25 protein-coding genes are annotated in these 22745 nt (G+C 49.3%); 9 read left to right on the top strand and 16 right to left on the bottom strand.

Features of this window, described 5'->3' with window-relative positions:
- Positions 1-290 precede the first annotated feature (290 nt).
- The 6 genes from yidC to AC0LWF_RS26555 all read right to left on the bottom strand — a co-directional run bounded on the left by yidC (position 291) and on the right by AC0LWF_RS26555 (position 5362).
- Positions 291-1130 (bottom strand): membrane protein insertase YidC, encoded by an 840-nt coding sequence (gene yidC / locus AC0LWF_RS26580; RefSeq protein WP_474654504.1) that lies wholly within the window; start codon positions 1128-1130, stop codon positions 291-293.
- Positions 1131-1153: 23 nt separating this feature from the next.
- Positions 1154-1405, bottom strand: coding sequence for a hypothetical protein (locus AC0LWF_RS26575; protein ID WP_474654503.1), 252 nt, complete (start codon positions 1403-1405; stop codon positions 1154-1156).
- A 380-nt stretch (positions 1406-1785) separates the two neighbouring features.
- Complete coding sequence (locus AC0LWF_RS26570) at positions 1786-2223, bottom strand: rhodanese-like domain-containing protein (protein WP_474654502.1); 438 nt, start codon at positions 2221-2223, stop codon at positions 1786-1788.
- 92 nt (positions 2224-2315) lie between these two features.
- Positions 2316-3206 carry a LysR family transcriptional regulator gene (locus AC0LWF_RS26565; protein ID WP_474654501.1) on the bottom strand — a complete coding sequence of 297 codons (891 nt, stop codon included), beginning with the start codon at positions 3204-3206 and terminating at the stop codon, positions 2316-2318.
- A 47-nt stretch (positions 3207-3253) separates the two neighbouring features.
- Positions 3254-4210: a DUF4838 domain-containing protein gene (locus AC0LWF_RS26560; protein WP_474654500.1), complete on the bottom strand. Its 957-nt coding sequence runs from the start codon at positions 4208-4210 to the stop codon at positions 3254-3256.
- A gap of 27 nt (positions 4211-4237) precedes the next feature.
- Positions 4238-5362: a GNAT family N-acetyltransferase gene (locus tag AC0LWF_RS26555; RefSeq protein ID WP_474654499.1), complete on the bottom strand. Its 1125-nt coding sequence runs from the start codon at positions 5360-5362 to the stop codon at positions 4238-4240.
- A 172-nt stretch (positions 5363-5534) separates the two neighbouring features.
- Here AC0LWF_RS26555 and AC0LWF_RS26550 point away from each other — a divergent pair, with 172 nt between their 5' ends.
- Positions 5535-6230, top strand: coding sequence for an LbetaH domain-containing protein (locus AC0LWF_RS26550; protein ID WP_474654498.1), 696 nt, complete (start codon positions 5535-5537; stop codon positions 6228-6230).
- Positions 6231-6323: 93 nt separating this feature from the next.
- Here AC0LWF_RS26550 and AC0LWF_RS26545 read toward each other — a convergent pair whose 3' ends face one another.
- The 3 genes from AC0LWF_RS26545 to AC0LWF_RS26535 form a co-directional block, all read right to left on the bottom strand.
- Complete coding sequence (locus AC0LWF_RS26545; protein ID WP_474654497.1) at positions 6324-6626, bottom strand: hypothetical protein; 303 nt, start codon at positions 6624-6626, stop codon at positions 6324-6326.
- Between the two features lie 91 nt (positions 6627-6717).
- Entirely contained in the window at positions 6718-7278 is a 561-nt protein-coding gene (locus AC0LWF_RS26540) for a quinone oxidoreductase family protein (protein WP_474654496.1), read from the bottom strand.
- A gap of 154 nt (positions 7279-7432) precedes the next feature.
- Positions 7433-7894 (bottom strand): DUF8821 family protein, encoded by a 462-nt coding sequence (locus tag AC0LWF_RS26535; protein ID WP_474654495.1) that lies wholly within the window; start codon positions 7892-7894, stop codon positions 7433-7435.
- Positions 7895-8106: 212 nt separating this feature from the next.
- Between AC0LWF_RS26535 and AC0LWF_RS26530 the strand changes: the two genes are divergently transcribed.
- From AC0LWF_RS26530 to AC0LWF_RS26500, 7 genes are all read left to right on the top strand, one after another.
- On the top strand, positions 8107-8748 hold the full coding sequence (locus tag AC0LWF_RS26530) for a DUF2306 domain-containing protein (protein WP_474654494.1): 642 nt from the start codon (positions 8107-8109) through the stop codon (positions 8746-8748).
- Positions 8749-9453: 705 nt separating this feature from the next.
- Entirely contained in the window at positions 9454-10089 is a 636-nt protein-coding gene (locus AC0LWF_RS26525) for an Hcp family type VI secretion system effector (protein WP_474654493.1), read from the top strand.
- Between the two features lie 141 nt (positions 10090-10230).
- On the top strand, positions 10231-10863 hold the full coding sequence (gene udk / locus AC0LWF_RS26520; RefSeq protein WP_474654492.1) for a uridine kinase: 633 nt from the start codon (positions 10231-10233) through the stop codon (positions 10861-10863).
- Between the two features lie 361 nt (positions 10864-11224).
- The gene (locus AC0LWF_RS26515; protein ID WP_090581837.1) at positions 11225-11554 is read left to right on the top strand and encodes a PadR family transcriptional regulator; all 330 of its coding nucleotides are present in this window, start codon (positions 11225-11227) and stop codon (positions 11552-11554) included.
- 13 nt (positions 11555-11567) lie between these two features.
- Positions 11568-12434 carry a pentapeptide repeat-containing protein gene (locus tag AC0LWF_RS26510; RefSeq protein ID WP_474654491.1) on the top strand — a complete coding sequence of 289 codons (867 nt, stop codon included), beginning with the start codon at positions 11568-11570 and terminating at the stop codon, positions 12432-12434.
- 13 nt (positions 12435-12447) lie between these two features.
- Positions 12448-13209, top strand: coding sequence for an ABC transporter ATP-binding protein (locus tag AC0LWF_RS26505; RefSeq protein WP_474654490.1), 762 nt, complete (start codon positions 12448-12450; stop codon positions 13207-13209).
- The gene (locus AC0LWF_RS26500; RefSeq protein WP_474654489.1) at positions 13210-13977 is read left to right on the top strand and encodes an ABC transporter permease; all 768 of its coding nucleotides are present in this window, start codon (positions 13210-13212) and stop codon (positions 13975-13977) included.
- Between the two features lie 141 nt (positions 13978-14118).
- Here AC0LWF_RS26500 and AC0LWF_RS26495 read toward each other — a convergent pair whose 3' ends face one another.
- The 6 genes from AC0LWF_RS26495 to AC0LWF_RS26470 all read right to left on the bottom strand — a co-directional run bounded on the left by AC0LWF_RS26495 (position 14119) and on the right by AC0LWF_RS26470 (position 20132).
- Entirely contained in the window at positions 14119-15675 is a 1557-nt protein-coding gene (locus tag AC0LWF_RS26495) for an ABC-F family ATP-binding cassette domain-containing protein (protein WP_474654488.1), read from the bottom strand.
- Between the two features lie 362 nt (positions 15676-16037).
- A complete protein-coding gene (locus tag AC0LWF_RS26490; protein WP_474654487.1) occupies positions 16038-16400 on the bottom strand; it encodes a hypothetical protein in 363 nt (120 codons plus the stop codon).
- 9 nt (positions 16401-16409) lie between these two features.
- Positions 16410-16526 (bottom strand): sigma factor, encoded by a 117-nt coding sequence (locus AC0LWF_RS26485; RefSeq protein ID WP_474654509.1) that lies wholly within the window; start codon positions 16524-16526, stop codon positions 16410-16412.
- A 280-nt stretch (positions 16527-16806) separates the two neighbouring features.
- Complete coding sequence (gene murI / locus AC0LWF_RS26480; RefSeq protein WP_474654486.1) at positions 16807-17571, bottom strand: glutamate racemase; 765 nt, start codon at positions 17569-17571, stop codon at positions 16807-16809.
- A gap of 270 nt (positions 17572-17841) precedes the next feature.
- Positions 17842-19317, bottom strand: a complete 1476-nt coding sequence (locus AC0LWF_RS26475; protein WP_474654485.1) for a DHA2 family efflux MFS transporter permease subunit — start codon at positions 19315-19317, stop codon at positions 17842-17844.
- A 176-nt stretch (positions 19318-19493) separates the two neighbouring features.
- Positions 19494-20132 carry a 2OG-Fe(II) oxygenase gene (locus tag AC0LWF_RS26470; protein WP_474654484.1) on the bottom strand — a complete coding sequence of 213 codons (639 nt, stop codon included), beginning with the start codon at positions 20130-20132 and terminating at the stop codon, positions 19494-19496.
- Between the two features lie 236 nt (positions 20133-20368).
- On the opposite strand from AC0LWF_RS26470, the gene AC0LWF_RS26465 reads away from it, so the two are divergent.
- Positions 20369-21382, top strand: a complete 1014-nt coding sequence (locus AC0LWF_RS26465) for a serine hydrolase domain-containing protein (RefSeq protein WP_474654483.1) — start codon at positions 20369-20371, stop codon at positions 21380-21382.
- Positions 21383-21582: 200 nt separating this feature from the next.
- On the opposite strand, the gene mgrA is transcribed toward AC0LWF_RS26465, so the two are convergent.
- A complete protein-coding gene (mgrA, locus tag AC0LWF_RS26460) occupies positions 21583-22575 on the bottom strand; it encodes an L-glyceraldehyde 3-phosphate reductase (protein ID WP_474654482.1) in 993 nt (330 codons plus the stop codon).
- Positions 22576-22745 lie beyond the last annotated feature (170 nt).

Raw genomic sequence — 22745 nt, 5'->3', positions numbered from 1 at the left:
ATAGTACGTCGCACGTGCAATCCCTAGCAGCTCACAAGCTTGCTTCACGGACATTTCTCCCCGGATAGACTCCATCCAGGTTACTACGGCCTCTGGTGACACCTCCTCTCCAACTCCTTGTACTTTTTTAGTACGTCTAGCCAAAAAAATAACTCTTGTTGCCAACGCAAAAACACCTTCAAGTTGTCCTCCACATCTTACGACATGGGGCCATTCACTTGAAGGTGTTTTAATTTGTCTCACGCTACGGGGTCAGTCCCCTACCGCAATGGCAGGCGCCCCGGCCTTCTTTACATCTTCTCCACTAGCGCAGACGGATTCGTCTTTGCCGGCTTCGCATACATCTTATTCAGAACAATCGTTTGAACGATAATGAATATCCCGCCCACCGACCAATAAAGCGGCAGCGCAGCAGGCATGGCAAAAGCAGTTACGCCCATCATAATCGGGGAAAGCAAGCCGATGTAAGCGAGTTGGCTATTGGTATTCGCATTAGGCTGAAGCTGCGCCGACATCTTCTGAGAGACGCGGAATTGAACGAAATAGACAGCCGCCGCGATGAACGGCAGGATCATGTCCGCTTTCCCTAGACTAAACCATAGGAAATTATGTGCAGCAATCTCCGGCGTTCGGCGTATTGCGTAGTAGAATGCAAGCGTGATCGGCCACTGCAGCAGCATCGGCAAACATCCGACATTGAGCGGATTAATTTGATGCTTTTGGTACAACTGCATCGTATCGGCTTGCTGCTGTCTTTTGGCCTCCGGACTGGCATCTTTGTACTTCTCTTTAAGCGCGTCCAGCTCCGGCTGAATAACAGCCATCTTCACTCGCATCGCCACTTGCTTCTTCGTCTGATTCATCATCAGCGGCACGATGGCGGAGCGGATGATCAATGTCATCAAGATAATAGATAATCCGTAATCGCCACCCAGACCGTTCGCAATCCATTTGAGCAGCAGTGAAAAAGGATAAATCAAGTAGTGGTTAAACAGCCCCGGCGAAGAGGCTTCTATCGGATTCGACGCTGATGCAGCCGAGCAGCCGCTAAGCGTTAGGGCTAGCATGACCCCAAGGAGCGCAATTAACGCGGGCTTCATCCATTTGCGAGACTTTAACTTCGTTATCAAGGTAATCCTCCCTATTGAATGTACTATGCATCAATAAGGGAAGGACAATCGGTATCATCAGGTGATTCTTTGCGTCTAATGGTAAGCACAATCCACCGCATCATGTTGGTCCCACGGGGCAGATTAATAGGCTCCACCACGGATGGGGCATCAGCCACCATGCCGTGATTCGGCGGAATCTCCTTGGCGGAAATGAAAGCAGAGGTAAAAGACACGATGGAGTAGATCAGACTAATCGAGAGCAATAACTGAATTAAGTCTACTATTTGATCCATCTGCGCCGCCTCCTTTTCATCCCGAGAATCTCTCGTTGTATACCTGCATTATAGCACGCAGTGGAGTAATGACGAAATGACGGCTGCCCTGGTAATGAATTCTCCCGGTGCTATCGCAGGGGATTTCTGTCAATTCCCGAACAATTGCTTCTTCAGCTCGCGATTACGCTCGTTGAACCGATCATTGGGCTGAGAGCACGTATATGTTCTCTCAGCTCCATTTTCAACGCAGTTTCGGTGCTGAGAGCACGTATACGTTCTCTCATTGAGCATCACTTTCTCAGACAAGAATGGTATGGTTTGTTGTCGCTAAGAGGTGTCCCGAAAGCCAAAAAGCGGCGCGGGTATCATTCCCGCGCCGCTTTTTTTGTTCGGCAGTCTTAGCCAACCAAGGGAGCACCCTCCCCAAGCGTTCCCTCCACCTCGTTGCCTTCCTTGCGCCAATATTCCATGCCACCCAGCATCTCTTTTACCTTAAACCCGAGACCGGAGAGACGAGCCGCGCCTTTGGTTGCGCCATTGCAAGCAGGTCCCCAGCAATAGACGACAATCGTTTGCTCCTTGTTGAAAGCAGCGGTAGCCTCAGCATTGATTCGGTTTGAAGGAAGGTTAACTGCACCTGGAATATGGCACTCTCCATACGCTTTCTCGCTGCGGACATCAATAAGCAGAAAATCGTTCAGGCCATGCTGCATGTCATACCGAACATCCGCGACGTCTGTTTCAACGGATAGTTTATTCATATAATGGCGATGCGTCTGCTCAGGCGATGCGGCAGGAGTTTCGAGTACGAGGGATTGAAACGCTTGAATAGTCATTGGCGATTACCTCCAGTGGGTTGTGGATTGCTTGAATTCAATGTACCATAGCATCCGCCATTGGAGTTATCGATAGAAATCTATACGATACTTCAATAATTTTGATAATTACTCCCGCCGCTAAGCAGCTCCAGGAAGCCTAGATAAGCTTTGGACTTCCATTTCTTCTTTGAACAAATGAGCTGTGTGTAGAACTTGCACGCAGGATCAATGAAAGGAATCGCTGTAAACTTGCCTCCCAGCACTTCCTCCGTAACCGCAATTCGGGGCAGCAACGCAATCCCCAGCCCATAGGTGACGCACTGCTTGATCGCTTCCAGACTGCCGAATTCGTAAGATAGCTTGTAGGGTACATTATTGCCTTTCAACACGCCCAGCAGCATAGCACGGTAGGTGCAGCCATCCTCGGTCAGGATTAACGATTCGTTCTCTAGATCTTCCACGTGGATCTCGCTTCGTACCGCAAACTTATGATCGGGGCTTGCAATGATGACTAATGGCTCTTCTCTCAAAATGCGACAATCCAGCTCCGGATCCGAGAAAGGAGGGTCCAGAATGATGCCGACGTCCAGAGCTCCCTCCTTGACCGACTCAATAATGAATGGCTCGTTACCTGGCTGAATTGCAACGTTGATGTCTGGATACGCCTTCCGATACGCCTGCAAATAAGCAGGAAGGTAGAACGAAGCAAGCGTCTCGATCGTCCCAATTGAGAGCGTTCCCTTGGACTGCTTGGCTACAACTTCTTTGGACTCATCATGCAGCCTGCATATATCGTTCGCATACTTCAGCAGCGCTTCGCCCGCCATCGTGAGCACCATCTTTCTGCCGTAGCGCTCCAAGAGAACGGTGCCATAGGACTCCTCCAGCTTCTGAATCTGCGTCGTTATGCTCGACTGGGCATATCCTAGCGTTGCCGCAGCTTTTGTGAAGCTGCCCCATTTTGCCACTTCGCGGAAAGTCCTCAGATAGGTTAATTCCACGGGTTCACGTCACCTCACCTTACTACGTACCGTTTTCCATCACTTTATCATGATCCAATCGCCTTCGTATATGCCAAGATCGGCGGCTCGCCGAACAACTGCGCGTAGCCCTCGCCTAGCCATACGCCGAAGCTGGTCAGTCGATTGAAACCGAGGCTACGGTAATACTCCGCATCCCGGCGAATCACTTCTTCGTAGAACGGCAGCGGCTGGAGCGGCTTCTGCCATTTCAGAAACCGGGAATTGTCCATCCAGTACTCGAGAATTTGAGCGCCCTCCTGCCCGAACAGCTGCAGCAGACCCGGCAAATGCTCGAGCTCCTTGAAGTTCTCCGGGCAATCCGGATCGTTGATCGGCTTAGCCGAATCGCGGTAGATAGGAGCGTACTCCAGAAAAATACCAGCATCAGGCTGCACCTTCGCCGGAGCTTGGATGTTATCCTGATAGGCCAAATAGCAGTGCTGCGCTTCTGGATCAAATCGCCTGATACCCTGCAGAATGCGATTGTAGAAGCTCATCGCCTGGTCGGAGGCGGTCAGCGTTCGGCAGCTCTCGCAGTGGCAAGCGCTTCCTGTCACATCGTCGATCCAGAAGTAGTATCGTCCCGTTAACGAAGGCAAAGCTCTGGCCAGTTCTTCCGACCGCAGCTCCAGATACGCAAGCGCCTCCGCGTTCGTCGCGCACAAGTTAAAGTCCGCATTCCGCTTCCCTGTCTCATCCATCCGGAACCAGTCAGGATGCTCGGAGAAGAGGGCGCGCGGAACGAGCCATGACATAGCATGCGCTTCGAACTCGATATCCACGTTAAGCTCCTTCATCTGCTCCACAAACTGTATATAGACCGGCTTCTTCACGAACTCCAGCGTTTTCTCAAGCTCCTCGAGCGCTCCCGCTCCCCAACCCGGGTGGATGCCCACCAAATCAATGCCTGAACGAGCAATGAGGTCCGCCCAATAGGGACCGACCTCCTCGGGAAGAATAAGTATGCCGCGTTTATTGTCCATAGCCTCTGTCTCCTCTTGATCGCCTAATTAAAACTTGTCCGCTATATACCAGAAGATCGGAAGCGGAAACCATCCGGCAGGAATCTGCGCTCCCGCTTCCATGTAACGACCATGCGGCGTCAGCAGAAGCGTCTGTGCCTGCTTCCTATCCAGCTCCACCGCGCCTGGCTTAGCCGACCTTTCGACCATCACGCCATTCTCGTCCACCCGAGCGGTAACAGGCTGACCATCCAGCACTGCTGAGAATTCACCCGGCGCAAGCCCAATTGTCCGATGCTTAACCGTCAAATAAGCTTCCAACACGCGGGCAAAGTCTACGATATGGTACATGTCGGACGTCTCAATCGCGTAATTCTCTGCGAAGCTGCTTAACGAAGCGTTCAGCTCCGTCTCGTACTCAGGGGCATAAACCGCGATCCAATCAGCTCCCGAATGCGACAAATAGGCCTTAATTGCGCGTGGAATGTCGGCTGTATTCGCCATGGCAAGCTCGGTCATTTCCTTACCTGTTTTGCTGACTACCAGGTAGCCAATCAGCTTGTCCTTATCGAACACGCCAAGCGGCTGCTGCTCTAGACCCGTCAAGATGTCCGACATCTGCTGCGCATCGCGCTGAACGAATGAATGCCGAGCCTCGTTCAACTGCTGTGCAAAGGCTGCCGCTCCTTCTATCTCAAACAGCGGCCTTATGGACAGCCCTTCTACGTTCACGCCCTGCAAAGCATGGCGAGCATTGACTTCTCCCACCGAGTACTTGATCTTCACTCCACCGAGAGTAAAATCGAAATACTCGTACCGCTGCCGCTGTCCGTACAAGACAAGCATGTCGTACGAAGCAGGCGCCTCTTCTAGCCACTTGTTCATGAGCACCTTCATGTGCCCTTCTCCGCGTGCTCTTGGATGAACCGACACAATCCCCAAGTATCCGACCCGCAGCGGGAAACCGCCAACATGCATCGGCTCCGGGTAAACCGCAACCTGCGCGCGCAACCGGCCCCGCTCATCTGCTGCGACCATGTGCATACCCGAAGAATCGATGTCCTTGCTGTACATTTTGGGCAGTAAGGACTCCGCATCAATTTTGAAGGCATAGTTAGCTAAATCAATATATTCTTCGCGTTCATCCGGCCTTGCCATTCTATATTTCAGCACGATTATGTCGTCCCCCTCAGGCAGCTGTCTTAAAACTACCTACATTATACAGAAAAGTAAGGGGGCAGATACGGTCCGGGCCATTATGCTGTACATTCGACAAATCACAATTGCCACTACGCCGAATACCTTGGGTTATAAGCCTAAATATGGTTTGCGAGGAGAGTAAGGCATGAAGAAGATTTTTAAGGTTTGGAAGCTGCCCAAAGGGCCCATGAATGCATTCGTACGCTTTATCGGACCTAACCCGAGAACTTCCATTAATTCCGTCGAACAATCCCCTAATATAAGTGAGGGCGCGTTTCTAAGCCCGTTTACGAGTATCATTGGCGATGTCACTATTAACAAACGTGTTTTCGTCGCACCGAGTGCCACCCTTCGGGCAGATGAAGGTTCACCTTTCTCTATTGGTTCAAACACGAATATTCAGGATGGCGTCATTCTGCATGGACTAGCTCATGAATACGTTCAAGTTGGTCAGGCGCGGTATTCCATCTATATTGGCGAAAATGTATCCATTGCCCACGGCGCTCTTATTCATGGCCCTTGTTTAATCGAGGATGAAGTTTTCGTCGGATTCAAATCCATTGTCTTCAATGCGACTGTAGGCCGCGGCTCCTTTGTTTCCATGGACGCCGTCGTGACGAATGGCGTTCGAGTTGCGCCTAACCGATTCGTTCCGCCCGGCGCGCATATCGACACGCAGGCGAAGGCCGACTCGCTGCGCAAAATACCGAAGGATCAACATGAATTCGCTCGCGAGGTCATTCGCGTCAACCGTGAATTCCCTCCGTCCTATAATGCACAATTCGGTACGCAACGGTGTTCGTGCGGGATAGCCTACAATCATACTTCTCTGCTGAAATAATCCCTTTGCAGCACAAAGAAGGCGTCGACTGCTTTCCTGTTAAAAAAAATACAGAGCCGCGGCATCTTTCACACCGCACTCTGTATTTAATAATTAAGCAAATTCCCCGATGTCGTGCTGGCCGACGATAAGCTTGGCCGGTTCCAGATACACTCTAGTAACTACAGGCTGCGTAATCAGATCAATCTCGATATCCGCAACCTTATAACGAGTGATTTTGCCCTCTCTTCGGTCGTAGACGACGTCAAACTCCTTCAATCCCAATTGATGCGTAAGGACGGAGGAACCGATCGCCAAGGCGGCCGTCTCATACTGTCCGTGCTCGAATACGACTTCCGAAATAATTTCATCATCCATATCCACAATCGTAACCCGCTGGCAAAACTGGTAGTGCATGCATGAATCTCTCCTTCCAGTCTTGGATGTCGATGTACCTGAGCGCTTCATTCGTGCCATTCTCCTATTTTATCGGATAATTCGGGTCGCCTTATGAGTTCTCTGTATACAAAAGAATCTTCCCCGTGCTATTCCTGCTTTCTATACGTTGATGAGCGATTGCAGCCTCTTTCAAAGGCAGCTTCTCACTGATCTTTATTTGTATTTGCTCGCTTTCTAACATGCGAAATACGTGTGTGGAAGTATCTTTTAACACTTCTGGCTGTTCTTTTCTTGTTGTTCCCAAACTAAACCCGAGCACAGAACGACAGCTTGAGTGAAGATCGCCTGTTTGAAGCTGTCCATATGCACCACTGGAATTTCCGAAAACGACTAAGCGGCCATAGTTGGATAGACATTTCATGCTTTGCGCTGTAATCTCCCCGCCAATGGAATCCAATATAATAGGGACACCTTTACCGTCCGTTAATTCATTAACGGTCTTTGCCAAGTCTTCCTTGTCGTAGCATATGACATGATCCGCCCCGGCTTCTAATGCCGTAGGAATCTTGGCAGTATGACCCACGGTTCCTATAATAGCTCCTGCACCTAATGCCTTTGCGACTTGAATCGCTGTTGTTCCCACTCCTCCAGAGGCAGAGTGAATGAGCACCTTATCCCCCTCTTGCAGTTTTGCTACGTCCGCAAGCAGCTTGTAAGACAGGAAGGAGACAATGCCGCATGACCCCGCAACGTCATCACCTTCTTATAAGAAAGGGCCGAGCTCGCGACACCGCTAATGCGGGGCAAACCGACCCTTCATCTTATTAATATTCGCCTTTAACGACAAAGAACGAGCCTCGGATTGTTCCGGCAAGCGCAGACTTCTGTCTCGCAAACTTAAACTTCGTTTCCAACTCCTTCGGGATCTCCATCCCCTCCGAAAGCTTGAAGCCAACAGCCCGCTTCTTCGCATCATCAACGGTGTACATGACATTGATCGAGAGTCCATCCTCGTAGAAGACGTAGGCGAACTTAATATTTTCCACTTGAAAACGCGACGTTTCCAGAGGCTTTGCCGCAAACTCAATATTACGCTCTTGCAGTACTCGGTTCACATAATCAAGCGTATCCTGACTTTCGCTAGCTGGCACAACCGTGAAGGCATGCTTGTATTTGTTCATAAAGTAACGCGCCTCATTCGCACGCAAACCAGCAAGCGCATCAGCTACGGGCGAAGACTCCAAGCCAACGGTAGATACATTTTTAAAATCAACGGTGTAGGACATTCCCATCTCTCCTTTTCTATGCTCCCAAATAATATACCATGTGCTCTTCAAGTCTAGTATTAACAATGTTTCGACAACGAAACCGTCTCGGCGGGAATCCATCCTGATAGAATTGCGCCGTGGCGCAAGCGGTAGACTAAACCATCTCCGAAAGGGTATTATTTTTGTGCCTGGTTCGTCCGGCAGCCTAAGAAAGGAGAATACTTATTATCATGGTTTGGCGGCAATCGATGTACAAGTTGTTCGCATTCTTGTGCGTGATCTATATTCTATATGCGCTCGTTATTAATCTCCTCGTTCATCCTGGAGCTGAAGCTTTTCTAAGTCACAAAACCGGATCAGAGCACGAGGTTAAACCGGGAATTTGTTTAAAGGTAATGGGCATCCATGTCGGCTTTGCTTGTGTCGCGATGGCATCAGGTCTCGTTAATTTGGTTAGCCGCAATTATGAGAAGCACCGCCGGTTTCACCGACTGACCGGTTACGTCTATGTCTTATCCGTAGCTCTAGTTGATCTTTCCTCTGGCTATATGGCCCCCTTCGCCACTGGAGGGAAGATGAGCAGCATGGGCTTCAATCTGCTTAATATGATCTGGATAGCCATAACGGTGACCGCGATTGTCCATATCCGAAAAAAAAGGATCGTACAGCATCGCCGCTGGATGGTTCGAAGCTATGCTTTCTGCTTTACGAATCTGTTGATCCATCTGTTCACTTTCGTGTTGCACCAGTTAATCGGCATCACCTATGTAACTAGCTATATCATTGGGCTATACGGGGCGATCGCGCTGCTTCTCGTTTTACCGGAAGCGATCTTCAGAGTGTGGAAAAGAAAAAACAGAGCCGCGGTGTAAGTACCGCGTTCTGTCATTTGAATGCTGCTAGTGTCCAGAAGCCACCTGATGGACCTTTCATTATGCGAGATGGATAGACACTCCACCGGCAACTGGATTGCGCAGCGCTTCCAGAATGAGCTGTGCACGATAAAGACCTCATGTATTTTGATAGCCCTTATACCGATCAACTCTTGTATGCAGGCACAATCAAAAAAGGAACAACCATCTACATTAAAGAAATGTCCGTTGACTTCAATGCAAATGCAGTTCCTACCACCGCTATCGGCACCGGTAAATATGCTTGGTACAGAGTACAATCCGATAAAGGCTTTGTATATACGTCCACATTAAGTAAGTATTATTGGTTAGGCACGGTTTTACTTCGATTACCTACTTAATACATAAGCTATATGACAGCGAGCGCGGCGCTTACTTTCGTCAAACCGTGAGTAAAGCCGGTCAAGTTTCTGAGGATTTGGTATAGAGAAGGGGATATCTCAACCAGATATTCCCCTTTTTCGTTCGGCAAGTGCTCGGCACCGAATTGCAACAATCCACTATACGGACTAATTTGCCCGTCAACCATCAATATTACCGCATCGAAAGTGACATTTTTGTCATGTTGACGAGAAGGAAAGCATGAGCGCTAGACGGTTGATTTTTAACTACAATTTGTATTACTTACCACGCGCCTTATGATACAATACGTATTGACATCGAGCTATGTACATAGGGAACAATCAAACCTATTTTGGAGGGATTCCTATTTCACATTCATTGGCCGTTTCGTTCAAAAGAGTATTAACCGCTCTGCTCGTTGGCGCTGTTCTGTTAGCGACCACATCGCTTGGAGGTTCGTCCGCAGAAGCAGTATCTTCGCCGGGGAACTTCCAAGTATATCTGAAGCTCGACGCCATTCCGGGGGAATCCGTCGTTAAGGGCTATGAGCAGTGGATTCCGATATCCGACGTCCACTTTGGCGTAGAGGTTCCGCTGTCACTAGCTGCCGCAGGTTCCGGTACCGGCAAGCCTCAATTCGACGGACTCTCTTTCTCGAAGTTATTCGACTCCGCCTCCATGCCTATTTTCCTCACGTCTGTGCAAGGAAAGGCGATCAAGAGCGCAACATTGGTTTTTGTTAAACAAGCGCCTACTCCCGTCAAGTTTCTAACCATTAACCTCAGCAATGTGTACATCAGCAACTACTCTTTCGACGATACCGTCGAATCCATATCGCTCGCCTACGGCATTATCTCCATCGGCTATTCTTCTCAGAAACCGGACGGCTCGCTAAACGCCTTGGTCAAGTCGGCATGGGATGTCACCAAAATGGCTCCAGCAACACCAGTCATTCCATAACATAGAATCATCCATCCCTCGCGAGGCGTTCGGGTTTCACCCTCGGATGCCTCTTTGGGCTGCCCAGGTTGGCGTATTGTTCTTTCACTATGCTACAATACTGAAATTAAGGTTTAACATCAGGGAGGACATTTTACACCCATGCTTATCATCGGAATTGCAGGCGGCACGGGGTCGGGAAAAACGACCGTTGCACGCTCGGTCATCGATCATCACGGATCCGACAAAGTGACGTTTATATCGCAAGACAACTATTACAAGGACCATGCCCATCTCACATTCGCTGAACGTGAGCTGCTGAACTACGACCATCCGCTCGTGTTCGAGAACGAGCTTCTGGTCGAGCATTTAAAGATGTTGAAGGCCGGAGAAACGGTCTACGCACCGATATACGATTTCACGACGCATTCCCGTTTCAAGGATAAGACCGAGAAGCTCATGCCGTACAACATCGTCATTATTGAGGGTCTTCACGTGCTATCTGATGAGAATCTTCGGGCAATGCTCGATATTAAGGTGTTCGTCGACACCGATCCCGACGTGCGCATACTGCGCCGTGTGCTGCGCGATATCGAAGAGCGCGGTCGGTCGATCCAATCCGTCCACGATCAATATTTGCAAACCGTTAAGCCCATGCACGAAGCATTCATCGAACCATCCAAAAAATACGCCGACGTCATCCTCCCCGAGGGCGGGCAGAACGAGGTCGGCATCCGGCTGCTCTCGATCTTGACGGAGAAGTATTTGCACGCCGAAGGCGAAGCAGAGTTATAAGAATGAATAAAGCCGTGCTGCTAACCTTTGGGTTAGGCACGGCTTTTTTAAACTACACCACTCCGCCTATAGCTTGGCTCCAAGCTTTTCTGGAGACATGTAGCGACTTTACCCCCACATTCGGTCCATTGTATTGATCACTGGTTTCTTCAACCTCCCGAAGTTACCTCTGCACTCATAATCGCCCATTGTTTGGTGCATGAATAAATTCGTGCTTTAGAGCCAAGTCCCCTTTTAGGGGTCTTTTTTTGCATCACACTGCTGGGCACATGCGGATTTTCATCAAACAAGGTAATATATTTAAAATACTACCTTGACTGTCACAGTACTATATCGTATTATACAGATGCGGGGTGATTATATGAGCGAGAACAAACTTACATCCGACCTACTGCGCGGACATACCGATACGATGATATTACGGCTCTTATCTGAAGCTGACCGCTACGGGTACGAGATCGTCAAGCTGATTGCCGAGCGCTCGGACGGGGACTACGAATTAAAGGAAGCCACGATGTACTCCAGCGTCCGAAGGCTTGAGGTCGACGGTGATATCGAGTGGTATTGGGGCGATGAATCTCAGGGAGGACGACGTAAGTATTTCAGGATTACCGAAAAGGGAAAAGAAACGTATGACCGTAACAAAAGCAATTGGGAGTACTCAAAGCGCGTACTTGAAAACTTATTATGAGGAGTGTTGAGTTATGAGCGAGAAACTGACTAACTATTTGAATGGTGTCTTCGCATCGTACGATGGAGTAAAAAGCGTCACTGAACTAAAGGCTGACCTGCTATCCGACTTACAGGAGAAGTACCGTGAGCTCAAAGCCGAGGGCAAGGACGAAGAAACAGCGTTTAACATGACCATTGAGGGTATCGGCGACATCGAGGAAACGATACTCGAGGTTGCTAATCTCTCCCGTTCATTGGAGCGGCAAGTAGTGACGAACTTCAGCGCGAGCCACTTGCCACAGAGCGACTTTGCTGGCGTTACAGCGCATAAGGGACAATTTAATGCTAGCGCGTTACGCGGTTCGAACTTCAAAGGCGCAGACTTGACTGGCAGTACGTTCAAGGCGAGCGACGTAAGCGAAGCAAACTTTGACGGTGCGAATCTGACTGACTGCACCCTTAGCTCTGTTACACTTGCGAATGCAAGCTTCAATAAATCGACTCTTGTGCGCACCAACATCAACGTTTCGGGATTAGAAGGAACCAAATTCAAAGGCGCGAGACTAACCGATGTCACTTTCTCCAAGACCGACCTTAGAAAAACAACTTTTGAAGGCTGTATCTTTGACGGCGTAGTCTTCGATTACTCCGACCTGAGCGGTCAAAATTTTGACGGGCAAACCTTTATCGGAGTTAAGTTTGACAAATCGGCAGTAAACGAAGTTTCGTTTAAGGGCGCTACGCTCAAAAATGTTTCTTTCAAAGCGTATTTCTCGTTAACCAATAAGTATTACCGTTCTATCGCAACCATTTGCTTTGACGGAGCAATCATGGATAAACTGACCTACGCTTCGCTTAAAGGCATGGGTGCTAATTTGTCCAACGTTACTGTTCGATAAGGAGGGATTAGTAATGTCAGCTAAATCCATTCAAGTAACTGGGCTGCAGAAATCCTACAAGCAGCTGCAAGTGCTAAAGGGCGTAGACTTCGAGGTGGAGAAAGGCAGCATATTCGCTCTGCTCGGCTCCAACGGGGCGGGTAAAACAACGGTGGTTAGAATCCTCACCACGCTGCTCCAGAAAGACGGCGGGACCGCCATCGTAAACGGATTCGATGTTGCAGCGAAACCCGACCATGTACGGCAGGCGATCAGTTTGACCGGCCAGTTTGCCGCCGTGGACGAAATATTGACCGGACGGGAAAATCTGATCATGATTGCAAAGCTGCGTTACTTGAGCAATCCGCGTCAGGTCGCGGACGATATGTTAAAGCGCTTCGGCCTGACAGATGCCGCAGACCGCAGAGTGGCCACTTATTCGGGCGGTATGCGCCGCAGACTCGACATCGCCCTCAGCCTTGTAGGAAAACCGCAGATTATTTTCCTCGACGAGCCAACCACTGGCCTTGATCCCGAGGCACGTATTGAGGTTTGGAAGATTGTAAAAGAGCTTGCGGAAGGCGGCACGACGGTATTCCTGACTACGCAGTATTTAGAAGAAGCTGAGCAGCTTGCCGACCGAATCGCCATTCTTCATGAGGGTAAGATTATCGCCAGCGGCACGCTTTCGGATCTGAAGAAACTGTTCCCCTCCACCAAGGTGGAGTACGTTGAAAAACAGCCGACACTCGAGGAAATCTTCCTCGCAATTATCGGTAAGCAGGAGGCGAAATAAATGGAGGTAGTAAAAAAACACTTCTTCAGCGATCTAAGCGTAATGCTCGGACGTTCCATGCGCCATATTTCGCGCAGTATGGATACCATCGTCACGGTCACCATCATGCCAATCGCGATGATGCTGCTGTTCGTCTATGTATTCGGCGGCGCCATTCAATCGGGTATGGATAACTATGTGAATTACCTGTTGCCCGGCATATTATTAATTGCGATTGCTAGCGGCATTTCCTACACGGCTTTCCGCTTGTTTACTGATGTACAGCGGGGCATATTCGAGCGGTTCCACTCCATGCCAATCTCACGCTCCACCTTATTGTGGGGACACGTACTAACCTCGCTTGTATCTAACGCCATCTCCGTTGTTGTCATCATTCTCGTCGCGTTAATTATGGGCTTTCGATCGTCGGCAGGCGTACTGCCATGGCTTGCAGTAGCTGGCATACTCGCGCTGTTTACGCTCGCATTAACCTGGGTCGCTGCCATTGCCGGACTGTCCGCCAAATCAGTAGATGGCGCAAGCGCCTTTTCCTATCCGCTCATCTTCCTGCCGTTCATCAGCTCCGCGTTCGTGCCAACCGAATCGATGCCGAAGGCTGTTCGAGTCTTTGCCGAAAACCAGCCGGTAACCTCAATCGTCGAAGCCATCCGTGCGCTTCTGTCAGGCCAGCCGGTGGGCAACGATATTTGGACCGCTCTTGCATGGTGCGTCGGAATTCTAATCGTAGCGTATTTCTTCGCAATGAGAGTATATAAGAATCGAGTGTGACGGTATCATCTACAACCAAGGAACCATAACCAAATTGGCTCGGGGGCCTCGCAACAGGTCACTTGCTCACCACCTGTCACAGCCCCCGAACCCTCTTCTTTATATGTCAATATCCGGCTAGGCGGACCTTCGACTTACGCATTACCTTTGGCTTTGCATAGCCCAAGCTTCCACATCCCACGTTTTGGTTACCCAATCTTCATAAAATTCAGGCTCGTGAGAGACAAGCACGACGGTGCCCTTATAAGCTTTCAACGCTCGCTTCAATTCGGCTTTGGCGACGATGTCCAAATGGTTCGTCGGCTCATCGAACAAAATCCAGTTGCTTTCCCGCATCATCAGCTTGCAAAGACGAACCTTCGCCTGCTCTCCGCCGCTGAGCTGATTAAGAGGACGTGTAATATGCTCGTTCTTCAAACCGCAGCGGGCAAGCGCGGCCCGGACCTCATGCTGGTTCATAGAGGAGAATTCATCCCATACATCCTCAAGCGGAGTCATCGTCGGCGCTTTGGATTCCTGCTCGAAGTAAGCAGGAGATAAATAATCGCCGAGATAAGTCTTGCCGTCCAGTGGCGGAATAACGCCAAGGATCGACTTTAGAAGCGTGGATTTACCGACGCCATTGCACCCTACGATAGCAATCTTCTCGCCCCGCTCAATGACCATATCCATCTTAGGCAGGAGCGGCTTACTGTAGCCGATAACCATTCCCACTGCCTCAAATACAGTCTTGCCGCTTGTACGGGACTCTTTGAAATTAAAAGTCGGCTTTGCCGCTTCCTCCGGCTTGTCGATGCGATCGATACGGTCGAGCTGCTTCTCGCGGCTCTTTGCGCGTCCGGAGGTGGAAGCGCGCGCCTTGTTTTTATTAATGAATTCCTCTTGCTTCTTAATGTAATCCTTTTGCTTCTCGTAAGCGTCAATATGCTGCGCTTTGTTCAGCTCAGACATCTCCAGAAACTTCTCGTAATTGGCCGAGTACCTGGTCAGCTTCGTGAACTCAAGATGATAGATCACGTCGACGACTTGATTCATAAAACCTGTTTCATGAGAAATTAGAATAAGTGCATGAGGATAATTTTTCAAATAATTCGTCAACCAATTAATATGTTCTTCATCCAGATAGTTCGTCGGCTCATCCAGCAATAGGACGCCTGGTTTCTCAAGCAGCAGCTTGGCGAGCAGTACCTTCGTCCGCTGTCCGCCGCTAAGCGCCGTAACTTCGCGGTCCAGCCCGATCACATTAAGACCCAGACCATTGGCCATCTCATCGACTTTTACATCAATTAAATAGAAATCGCCGATTTCAAGCTCTTCTTGGATCTCTCCCATACGCACCAGCAATTGATCCAATGTATCCGGGTCAGCATCGCCCATTTGAGTGGCAATATCATTAAGTTCCTCTTCTAAGACAAGCAAGGGCAAGAAAGCATCCTTCAACACGTCACGAATAGTTTTACCTGCTTCAAGCTTTGTATGCTGGTCCAAGTAACCGTAGCGAACGCGAGGCGTCCATTCCACTTTACCTTCGTCCTTCAACAGTTTGCCTGTCAAAATATTCATAAGCGTGGATTTCCCCGTACCATTCGCACCAACCAGCCCGACGCGTTCGCCCTCAAGCAAACGGAAAGACACGTTCTTAAACAAGACCCGGTCGCCAAACGTATGCGATAATTGCTCCACTGTCAACAAACTCATTTTTCTTTATCTCCATTCATGTATGCACCTGAACTACAACTTGCAAATTCTCGATTTACCCGAATCATTGTACCATAAAAACGTTGGAGCTATGTTGGTAACCTTGCCCGGGTTTTACGGATACTTGCAATTGTTGAGTAAAAGCCTGCGCTCGGCCGTCACACAAAAAAATAGCCGGAGCCACTAAAGGAGTTGGACTGCCGGCCTTCTTTATGTATATGCAGAGTTAGGTGCTCGGCGGAATGAGGTACATATAAACGCAAAAAACCCGGGATTAGCTTCCCGAGTTTTATTGTCAGTTGTCGACCCATTCTCGCTATACGCAACTCAATCACTCCAGCTGTAGAATAGCGTTGCATAATTTATGCACCCGCTATTGTTACTTGCTCAAGCTGCTCCAGCATTTGAGCCAGCAATGCGATGGCCTGTATTTCCGCTTCCTTAGCTTCCTTCAGCAATGCGATGGCCCGCTCCGCTTCTGCATCGTTCCCAGGATTGCCTCCATGTGGGAAGGGGAACATATCGCGCATCACTGATAGATTGCCAGCTACGATTTCATACTTTTCCGCCGCTTCGTAAGCCAATCTGCTCAAAGGTTCGTCCTCGGTCTTCCATTCCTGCGCTATTTCCCGAAGAAACGCCACAGCGAACTCGCGCGCATCGCACACTTTGCCTGTATTGACGGCATTGCCGAAAGGATCGGCGGTCCGTCGCTCGAAAGCCACGGTCGCTCCTTACCATGAGGACCGCACAATTCGCGATAGCCACCTAGAGAAGCGCTCCCCTTCCACCAGTGAGCCGAGCTTAAGGAATGCCTTAACCAACGCTTCCTGCACGATATCCTCGGCCATATGCCAATCCTGGGTCAGCGACTGCGCCGTGCCCATCGCCCTCGCTCGTGCCGACGAACAAGTTCGCCGAAGGCGTCCGGATCACCCTCCCTGGCCCTGGCTACAAGGTCCTTATCGTATGCTGTCTGCTGTTCCGATTGCAACATCCTCCCCTCCTTTTTTGCCCACATTATGTTAGATGCCGCTACTTTGAAATTTCTCACCCGGGAAAATATTTTTTTATGCATGACCTAATAAAAAAGAGCAACAGCATCTATTGCCGTGCTCTGTATTGAACTGATTATCTGAGGAGGGCCAGTGCCAGCCTCATCTTCTCTATATACGCGGCTTCTCCACCGGTACACATGAACTTTACATTCCCGCTCCCCAAGCCAGTATCGATCCCATAACGAGTAAGCAGCGCCGACAATCTACGAATGGTCCCCGCATTTCCATTGATAATCTGGATGTGGGGCGGAAGCATGTCGCGAAGAATATCCGTATAAAAGGGATAGTGGGTGCATCCTAATACGATAATGCCGTATTTGTCTAAATCATAAGGAGCAAGCTTGGCTCGGAAGTACTCCCCCATGATGTGTTTATCGAACTGAAGAGATTCGCAATATTTGACAAGCTCAGGCAGCGGCAATGAATCCACAATTCCATTCTCATCCACGCGAGATACAAGCGCATAATATTTAGGCATTTGCAGTGTAAGAGGCGTAGCAAAAACAAGTACTCTCTTACCTGTATTTCGGTTCATCTCCACGGCAGGTTTGACAGCGGGCTCCATGCCGATAATGGGCAGCGAATACGTCTCTCTCAGCTCATTAATTGCAATGCTAGTCGCCGTGTTGCATGCAATAACAAGCGCATCGATGCCTTGTTGAATCATCGTCTCCACAGCTTCAAAGACGAAGGTCCGTACCTCTTCCTGCGACTTGGTTCCGTACGGAACGTGCGTCGTATCAGCCATATAGAGATACTCCTCGGCAGGAAGAAGCCTAAGCGACTCCGCCAAAACCGTAAGTCCGCCAATTCCGGAATCAAAAAAACCAAGTCTCATAGAGGTTCAATTCCTATCGAATAAATTAGTTATCCTACTATGTACAGCATATCGCGATTGAAGTGCCTAGGGCAAGAACAGAGCGCATAAATAAGGCGTTTCAGGACGGTGGCATCACGAACACAAAAACCGGGATCCACCTTATTGTCGTAAATGTAAGCTAGGCGGAATTCCGGTTGAATCCATGTTGATTCCGAGAAATAAAAAAAACAGAGCATCGGCATCACTCATGCCGTGCTCTGTATTGAAGATTGCAAACTGTTATCGGTATTAGTGCATCATGACAGGAGCGTGGACTCCCTCCGTGCCGTCTTCTTCCGAGGTTTTTGGCTTCCGCAATGCAATTGCCAATAAAGCGCCGGCAACCGCGATGCAGCCCGCGATGAAGAACGTATCCCCGAAGGCAGCAACGAGCGAGACGCCTTGATCTCCTTTCGAATCGGCCATATGATCCGCGACTCGCGTACTCAGGTAACTTGCCAATCCCGCTACGGCGAACGAAACCACGACTTGCTGAGCAGCCGAAGTAAGCGGCGTTACCCGGTCTACGAGCCTACGAGGAGCGGCTTTGAGGATGTGCGTATTCACCGGCATCATGGACAGCCCCATGCCTACGCCCATAATCATCGTCGCCGTGATTACGTATCCCGCGCCAGAATCAGCCTGAATTTGCGACATGTAGAACATGCCTGCCGCGACAAAAGCGATCCCGACCACGCAAACGAGTCGGGCTCCGAATTTGTCAAACAGCTTGCCGCCGATTGGCATGAATACGCCCGTCATCGCGACTTGCGGCAGAATCATAAAGCCGGTCTTCAAAGGCGCATAATGAAACACCTGCTGCATGTACATCGGAACGAACAAGAACGAGCCGAACAACGCCATAAACATTAACCAAGACGTAATGATACCGATTGTGAAGTCCGTGGATCTAAACACACGCAGCTCCAATAACGGTTGTTTATGGTTGAACTCAACGAAGATGAATAGCACCAAAGCGATACTGCCCACAATTAAGCTGACGATCGTATTCATAGATCCCCAATCCTTGCCGCCTTCGCTGACCGCATAAGAAAGCGTAGCGAACGCGATAGGCGCAAGCAGCATGCCCCAGAAGTCTAGCGCCGGCACGCTTCTGCGTTCCACTTTCGGCAAATAGCGGAGACCGACCAGGATTGCGATAACGCCAATCGGCAAGTTAATCAAGAAGATCCAGTGCCAAGTCGCGTATTCCAGCAAATAACCGCCCAGTACGGGTCCGAGCGCCGGTCCGAGCATCATCGGTATGCCGAGCATCCCCATGACCGCGCCTTGCTTGTTAGGTGGAGCCAGCTTGAAGATGATCGCCATCCCGATCGGCTGCACCATGCCTCCGCCGATTCCTTGAATAATGCGATAGATAATCAGCTGTTCAGGCGTCGTGGCAAACGAACATAGAAGTGAGCCCGCCGCAAACAAAAAAATCGTAATCAGAAAAATTTGTTTGGCGCCGAATCGATCCGTCAGCCAGCCGGCGAGCGGAATGACTGCGGAAAGCGCCAGCGTGTAAGCCGTAATCGACCATTGCATCGTATTAACGGAGGCTTTAAAATCGTCCATTAAAGTCGGCAAAGCAATGTTCATGACCGTGCTGTCGAGAATGACCATAATCATTCCGATGACGATCGCCATAAGCGGGCCCATAATTGCTTTCATAGAGAATGGCGCGCCTTCTTCGGTAGCAACTGCATTCGAATGGTTAGACAACTTTTCCCCTCATTTCGTGTTTTCTCCTACCAATAAACGGTACTATTATTAGTAGTACTTTGCAACTACTTGAATCGTTAAAAATGAGTGAATGTTATCATTGATCCGCGTTGACTTAGATGCAAAAAAAATACAGAGCACCGACATATTCATGTCGTACTCTGTATCAATCTTTATTAAGTAAGGCGATGGCTTTGTCTTCTCATCCACTGGGTGGCTACCCATTTCCCCCCGATGACGACGGGATTTCCCGCATGCAGCGTTAGTTCATTTAAATGGTGATCGTTATAAAAATATTCAAAATAAACAGCACTGCCCTTTTTTGGCGTTACCGAGAATCGAAGCGAAGGAAAATACGTTTCGCCGCCTTCCTCCACGTCATTTAAATACATGACCATTGTGCTAATGCGATTGTTGACCACATTTCCGGATGTGAAATAGTCAACGTGTGGATGATACTGCTCACCGGATTTATAATGTAAAATTTGCAACGGTTCGGCATGAGAAACCGGTATATTCATCAGTTCAGAAACTCTGGTTTCCACTTTATGAATGCACTCATTTTCGTTTTCTTCGAAGAACATGCTGCTACTTGTCCTAATATCGCTTTGCACATGAGATTTGCCGCCGATTTTAGCACGCTGTAATCTGTTCTTAGCTAAATCAATTAGTACATCACATTCTTCGTGACTTAAGACATTTTCCAATATCATTATAAGCGGTTCGTCAATTCTGCCGATAATATGAATCTCTTTATCTGTCGTCTTGATTGTCTTTCCACACGAATTAAAAATTGTCTGCTCTTTAACGGTCATCTTCTCATCCCCCACTCTCAAGTACTGCATCAATAATTGAATGAAGATTATGTCCGTTCATTAATAGAGTTCTGCGTGTAGTTAGAAATACCTTCCAGGTAAAAAGTGGGGGCCGTCCAAACCTAGAGATTCGCTGCATTATATTATTACTGGATAGATTCATAGGGGATAGTATGCTATGTTCAAACCGTAGCGACACCTGTACGCTTATCAATTCACAAGATAGGAGTCATGTTATGTCTGATCTGGCACTGATCCGCAGCATCGATGAGCTGCACCGTACTGACCCGTTATTCGGAACGTTCAACGGCAGTATCCTAATTGCAAAAAATCACGATATATTAGTCAGCCGCAGTTACGGAATGGCAGATTTTGCATCCGGTCGACAACATGACGAAGATACTCTCTTTTATATTGCCTCTATCACCAAGCAATTTACAGCCACGTGCATTCTTTTGCTCGTTCAAGAGCATCGCATTTCGCTCACTGACCCCATTGGCAAGTACATCCCACAGTATGAAAAAGGGAGCCACGTTACGATCTTCGAGCTTCTGACCCATACGTCCGGCATCCCGGAGCATGTATCGCTCCCTGAATTTTGGAACAATCTTGATGCGATTACGACGCCCGATCACTTGTTTATGTATTTCAAAGATATGGATCTGGAAGCCGTGCCAGGGACGGTGTACAACTATTGCAACTCGAACTACATCCTGCTGGGGATGCTGATTGAAGCCGTATCCGGCCAAACGTATGGCGAGTTTTTGAGTAAGCGTATCTTTGCGCCTCTTGGCATGAATAGAACGTTCTATGCACCGATGGTCATGGATAGTCCAAACAAGGCACGGGGCTACGCAGCGCTGCAACCCCAGCCCGTGCCTGCGCGGGTGCTTGCACCGGTGATTCCTTTTGCCGCAGGCGGCATACTATCCACGGCTGTGGATCTATTCAAGTGGAGCACAGCTCTCTTCGAGGGGAACCTCCTGCCCGAAGAAGCGCTGCGCGTCATGCTTACACCGCTTTTACACGGCTATGGACTGGGCGTCCATATTGAAGCGCAGACCATTAACGGCACTACCCAGACCATTGTGTACCATGATGGCGGCATCGACGGCTACTGCTCCAAGCTGGTGCGAATGCTAACCACCGGGCACACCGTCATCCTATTGAGTAACTACGATCAAGTTAGTGTCACAAAGTATTACCAGGCTATCCTGCGAGCATGCAGCTGTGAGCCTCGTGCCCATTAAAAAATACATCGCCAGAGCCTTTGGGCATCTCATGCCTCCAACAATAATGCTGTATCCATCTGGGTCCACAATTCGCGCGTTGATAAAGTCCCATTCATCTTCGTAATACTCAATCGGTTCCGTTCCGATTGTACCGCCTTTGGCTCTCACTTCTTCAACGATAAGCCTCTATGTGGACTCGAAACATCCTTCCAACCAGGTTACCCTAAGATTGCATCAATCGATTCCAACTCTTCAGTGCTAAAGGTTAAATTTTGCAGTGCGGCAACGTTCTCATCAATTTGACTTACGCTGCTTGCGCCAATCAAAGCAGATGTTATGCGATTGCCTCGCAGCACCCAAGCAAGTGACATTTGGGAGAGCGTTTGACCGCGGCGCTTCGCCAACTCATTCAGCTTGCCGATTTTGTCCAGCTTCTCTTCAGTGACATCCTTCTCTTGCAGATTGCCGGATTGCTTTGCAGCACGGGAGTTTGATGGAATGCCGGACAAATACTTGTCTGTCAGCAGTCCTTGCGCCAGTGGAGAGAAGACGATGGTGCCTGTTCCTGCTTCCGCTAGCACGTCCTGCAGGCCGTCTTCGATCCAGCGATTCAGCATGGAATAGCTAGGTTGATGAATAAGCAGCGGCGTGCCCAGTTCATCTAGAATCCGAATGGCTTCCTTCGTTTGCTCGGCAGTGTAGTTGGAAATACCGACATACAACGCTTTACCTTGTCTGACCATTAAGTCAAGTGCAGCTAATGTTTCTTCGAGTGGCGTTTCCGGGTCAGGGCGGTGCGAGTAAAAAATATCGACGTAATCCAGTCCCATTTTTTTTAGGCTTTGATCCAGGCTGGCAATCAAATACTTCTTGGAGCCCCAATCACCGTAAGGTCCAGGCCACAGCCCATAACCCGCCTTGCTAGATATAATTAGTTCATCCCGATAGGGGGCAAGATCGGCAGCAAGCAGACGACCGAACATTTCCTCGGTAGAGCCCCGAGGGGGACCGTACATGTTGGCAAGATCAAAATGGGTTATTCCCAAATCAAACGCACGACGTACCATTGCTCTACCGTTTTCATAGGCGTCGACGCCCCCGAAGTTGTGCCACATTCCGAGAGAAAGCGCCGGCAGCTTAAGTCCGGATCGCCCTGTCCGGTTGTAAATCATCGAACCGTTGTAGCGCGCTTCATTTGCTTCATATGCCATCGTCATTAAATCTCCTCTCTCCCCCAAGCTGCTCCCGCTTGGCATTCACAAATCTCCTTATGATCAGCTGCTGTCTTCAAACCTAACATTGATCTCCTTCGACTTACACCTGCTTTAACTCTCACTCTTCTGCTACACGCCAGCGACAGAGCAATGCGTCTTGTCTTTAA

The organism is Paenibacillus sp. sgz302114 (assembly GCF_056120345.1).
Note: the sequence above shows the minus strand (reverse complement) of the source record. Positions and strands in the feature narration are given on the sequence as shown.

Excerpts from the sequence above, each read along its gene's own strand:
- AC0LWF_RS26575 (WP_474654503.1), bottom strand. The coding sequence starts at position 1,405 with ATGGATCAAATAGTAGACTTAATTCAGTTATTGCTCTCGATTAGTCTG.
- AC0LWF_RS26570 (WP_474654502.1), bottom strand. The coding sequence starts at position 2,223 with ATGACTATTCAAGCGTTTCAATCCCTCGTACTCGAAACTCCTGCCGCA.
- AC0LWF_RS26560 (WP_474654500.1), bottom strand. The coding sequence starts at position 4,210 with ATGGACAATAAACGCGGCATACTTATTCTTCCCGAGGAGGTCGGTCCC.
- AC0LWF_RS26550 (WP_474654498.1), top strand. The coding sequence starts at position 5,535 with ATGAAGAAGATTTTTAAGGTTTGGAAGCTGCCCAAAGGGCCCATGAAT.
- AC0LWF_RS26545 (WP_474654497.1), bottom strand. The coding sequence starts at position 6,626 with ATGCACTACCAGTTTTGCCAGCGGGTTACGATTGTGGATATGGATGAT.
- AC0LWF_RS26535 (WP_474654495.1), bottom strand. The coding sequence starts at position 7,894 with ATGTCCTACACCGTTGATTTTAAAAATGTATCTACCGTTGGCTTGGAG.
- AC0LWF_RS26530 (WP_474654494.1), top strand. The coding sequence starts at position 8,107 with ATGGTTTGGCGGCAATCGATGTACAAGTTGTTCGCATTCTTGTGCGTG.
- AC0LWF_RS26525 (WP_474654493.1), top strand. The coding sequence starts at position 9,454 with ATGTACATAGGGAACAATCAAACCTATTTTGGAGGGATTCCTATTTCA.
- udk (WP_474654492.1), top strand. The coding sequence starts at position 10,231 with ATGCTTATCATCGGAATTGCAGGCGGCACGGGGTCGGGAAAAACGACC.
- AC0LWF_RS26515 (WP_090581837.1), top strand. The coding sequence starts at position 11,225 with ATGAGCGAGAACAAACTTACATCCGACCTACTGCGCGGACATACCGAT.
- AC0LWF_RS26510 (WP_474654491.1), top strand. The coding sequence starts at position 11,568 with ATGAGCGAGAAACTGACTAACTATTTGAATGGTGTCTTCGCATCGTAC.
- AC0LWF_RS26505 (WP_474654490.1), top strand. The coding sequence starts at position 12,448 with ATGTCAGCTAAATCCATTCAAGTAACTGGGCTGCAGAAATCCTACAAG.
- AC0LWF_RS26500 (WP_474654489.1), top strand. The coding sequence starts at position 13,210 with ATGGAGGTAGTAAAAAAACACTTCTTCAGCGATCTAAGCGTAATGCTC.
- AC0LWF_RS26495 (WP_474654488.1), bottom strand. The coding sequence starts at position 15,675 with ATGAGTTTGTTGACAGTGGAGCAATTATCGCATACGTTTGGCGACCGG.
- AC0LWF_RS26485 (WP_474654509.1), bottom strand. The coding sequence starts at position 16,526 with ATGGCCGAGGATATCGTGCAGGAAGCGTTGGTTAAGGCATTCCTTAAG.
- murI (WP_474654486.1), bottom strand. The coding sequence starts at position 17,571 with ATGAGACTTGGTTTTTTTGATTCCGGAATTGGCGGACTTACGGTTTTG.
- AC0LWF_RS26470 (WP_474654484.1), bottom strand. The coding sequence starts at position 20,132 with ATGACCGTTAAAGAGCAGACAATTTTTAATTCGTGTGGAAAGACAATC.
- AC0LWF_RS26465 (WP_474654483.1), top strand. The coding sequence starts at position 20,369 with ATGTCTGATCTGGCACTGATCCGCAGCATCGATGAGCTGCACCGTACT.
- mgrA (WP_474654482.1), bottom strand. The coding sequence starts at position 22,575 with ATGGCATATGAAGCAAATGAAGCGCGCTACAACGGTTCGATGATTTAC.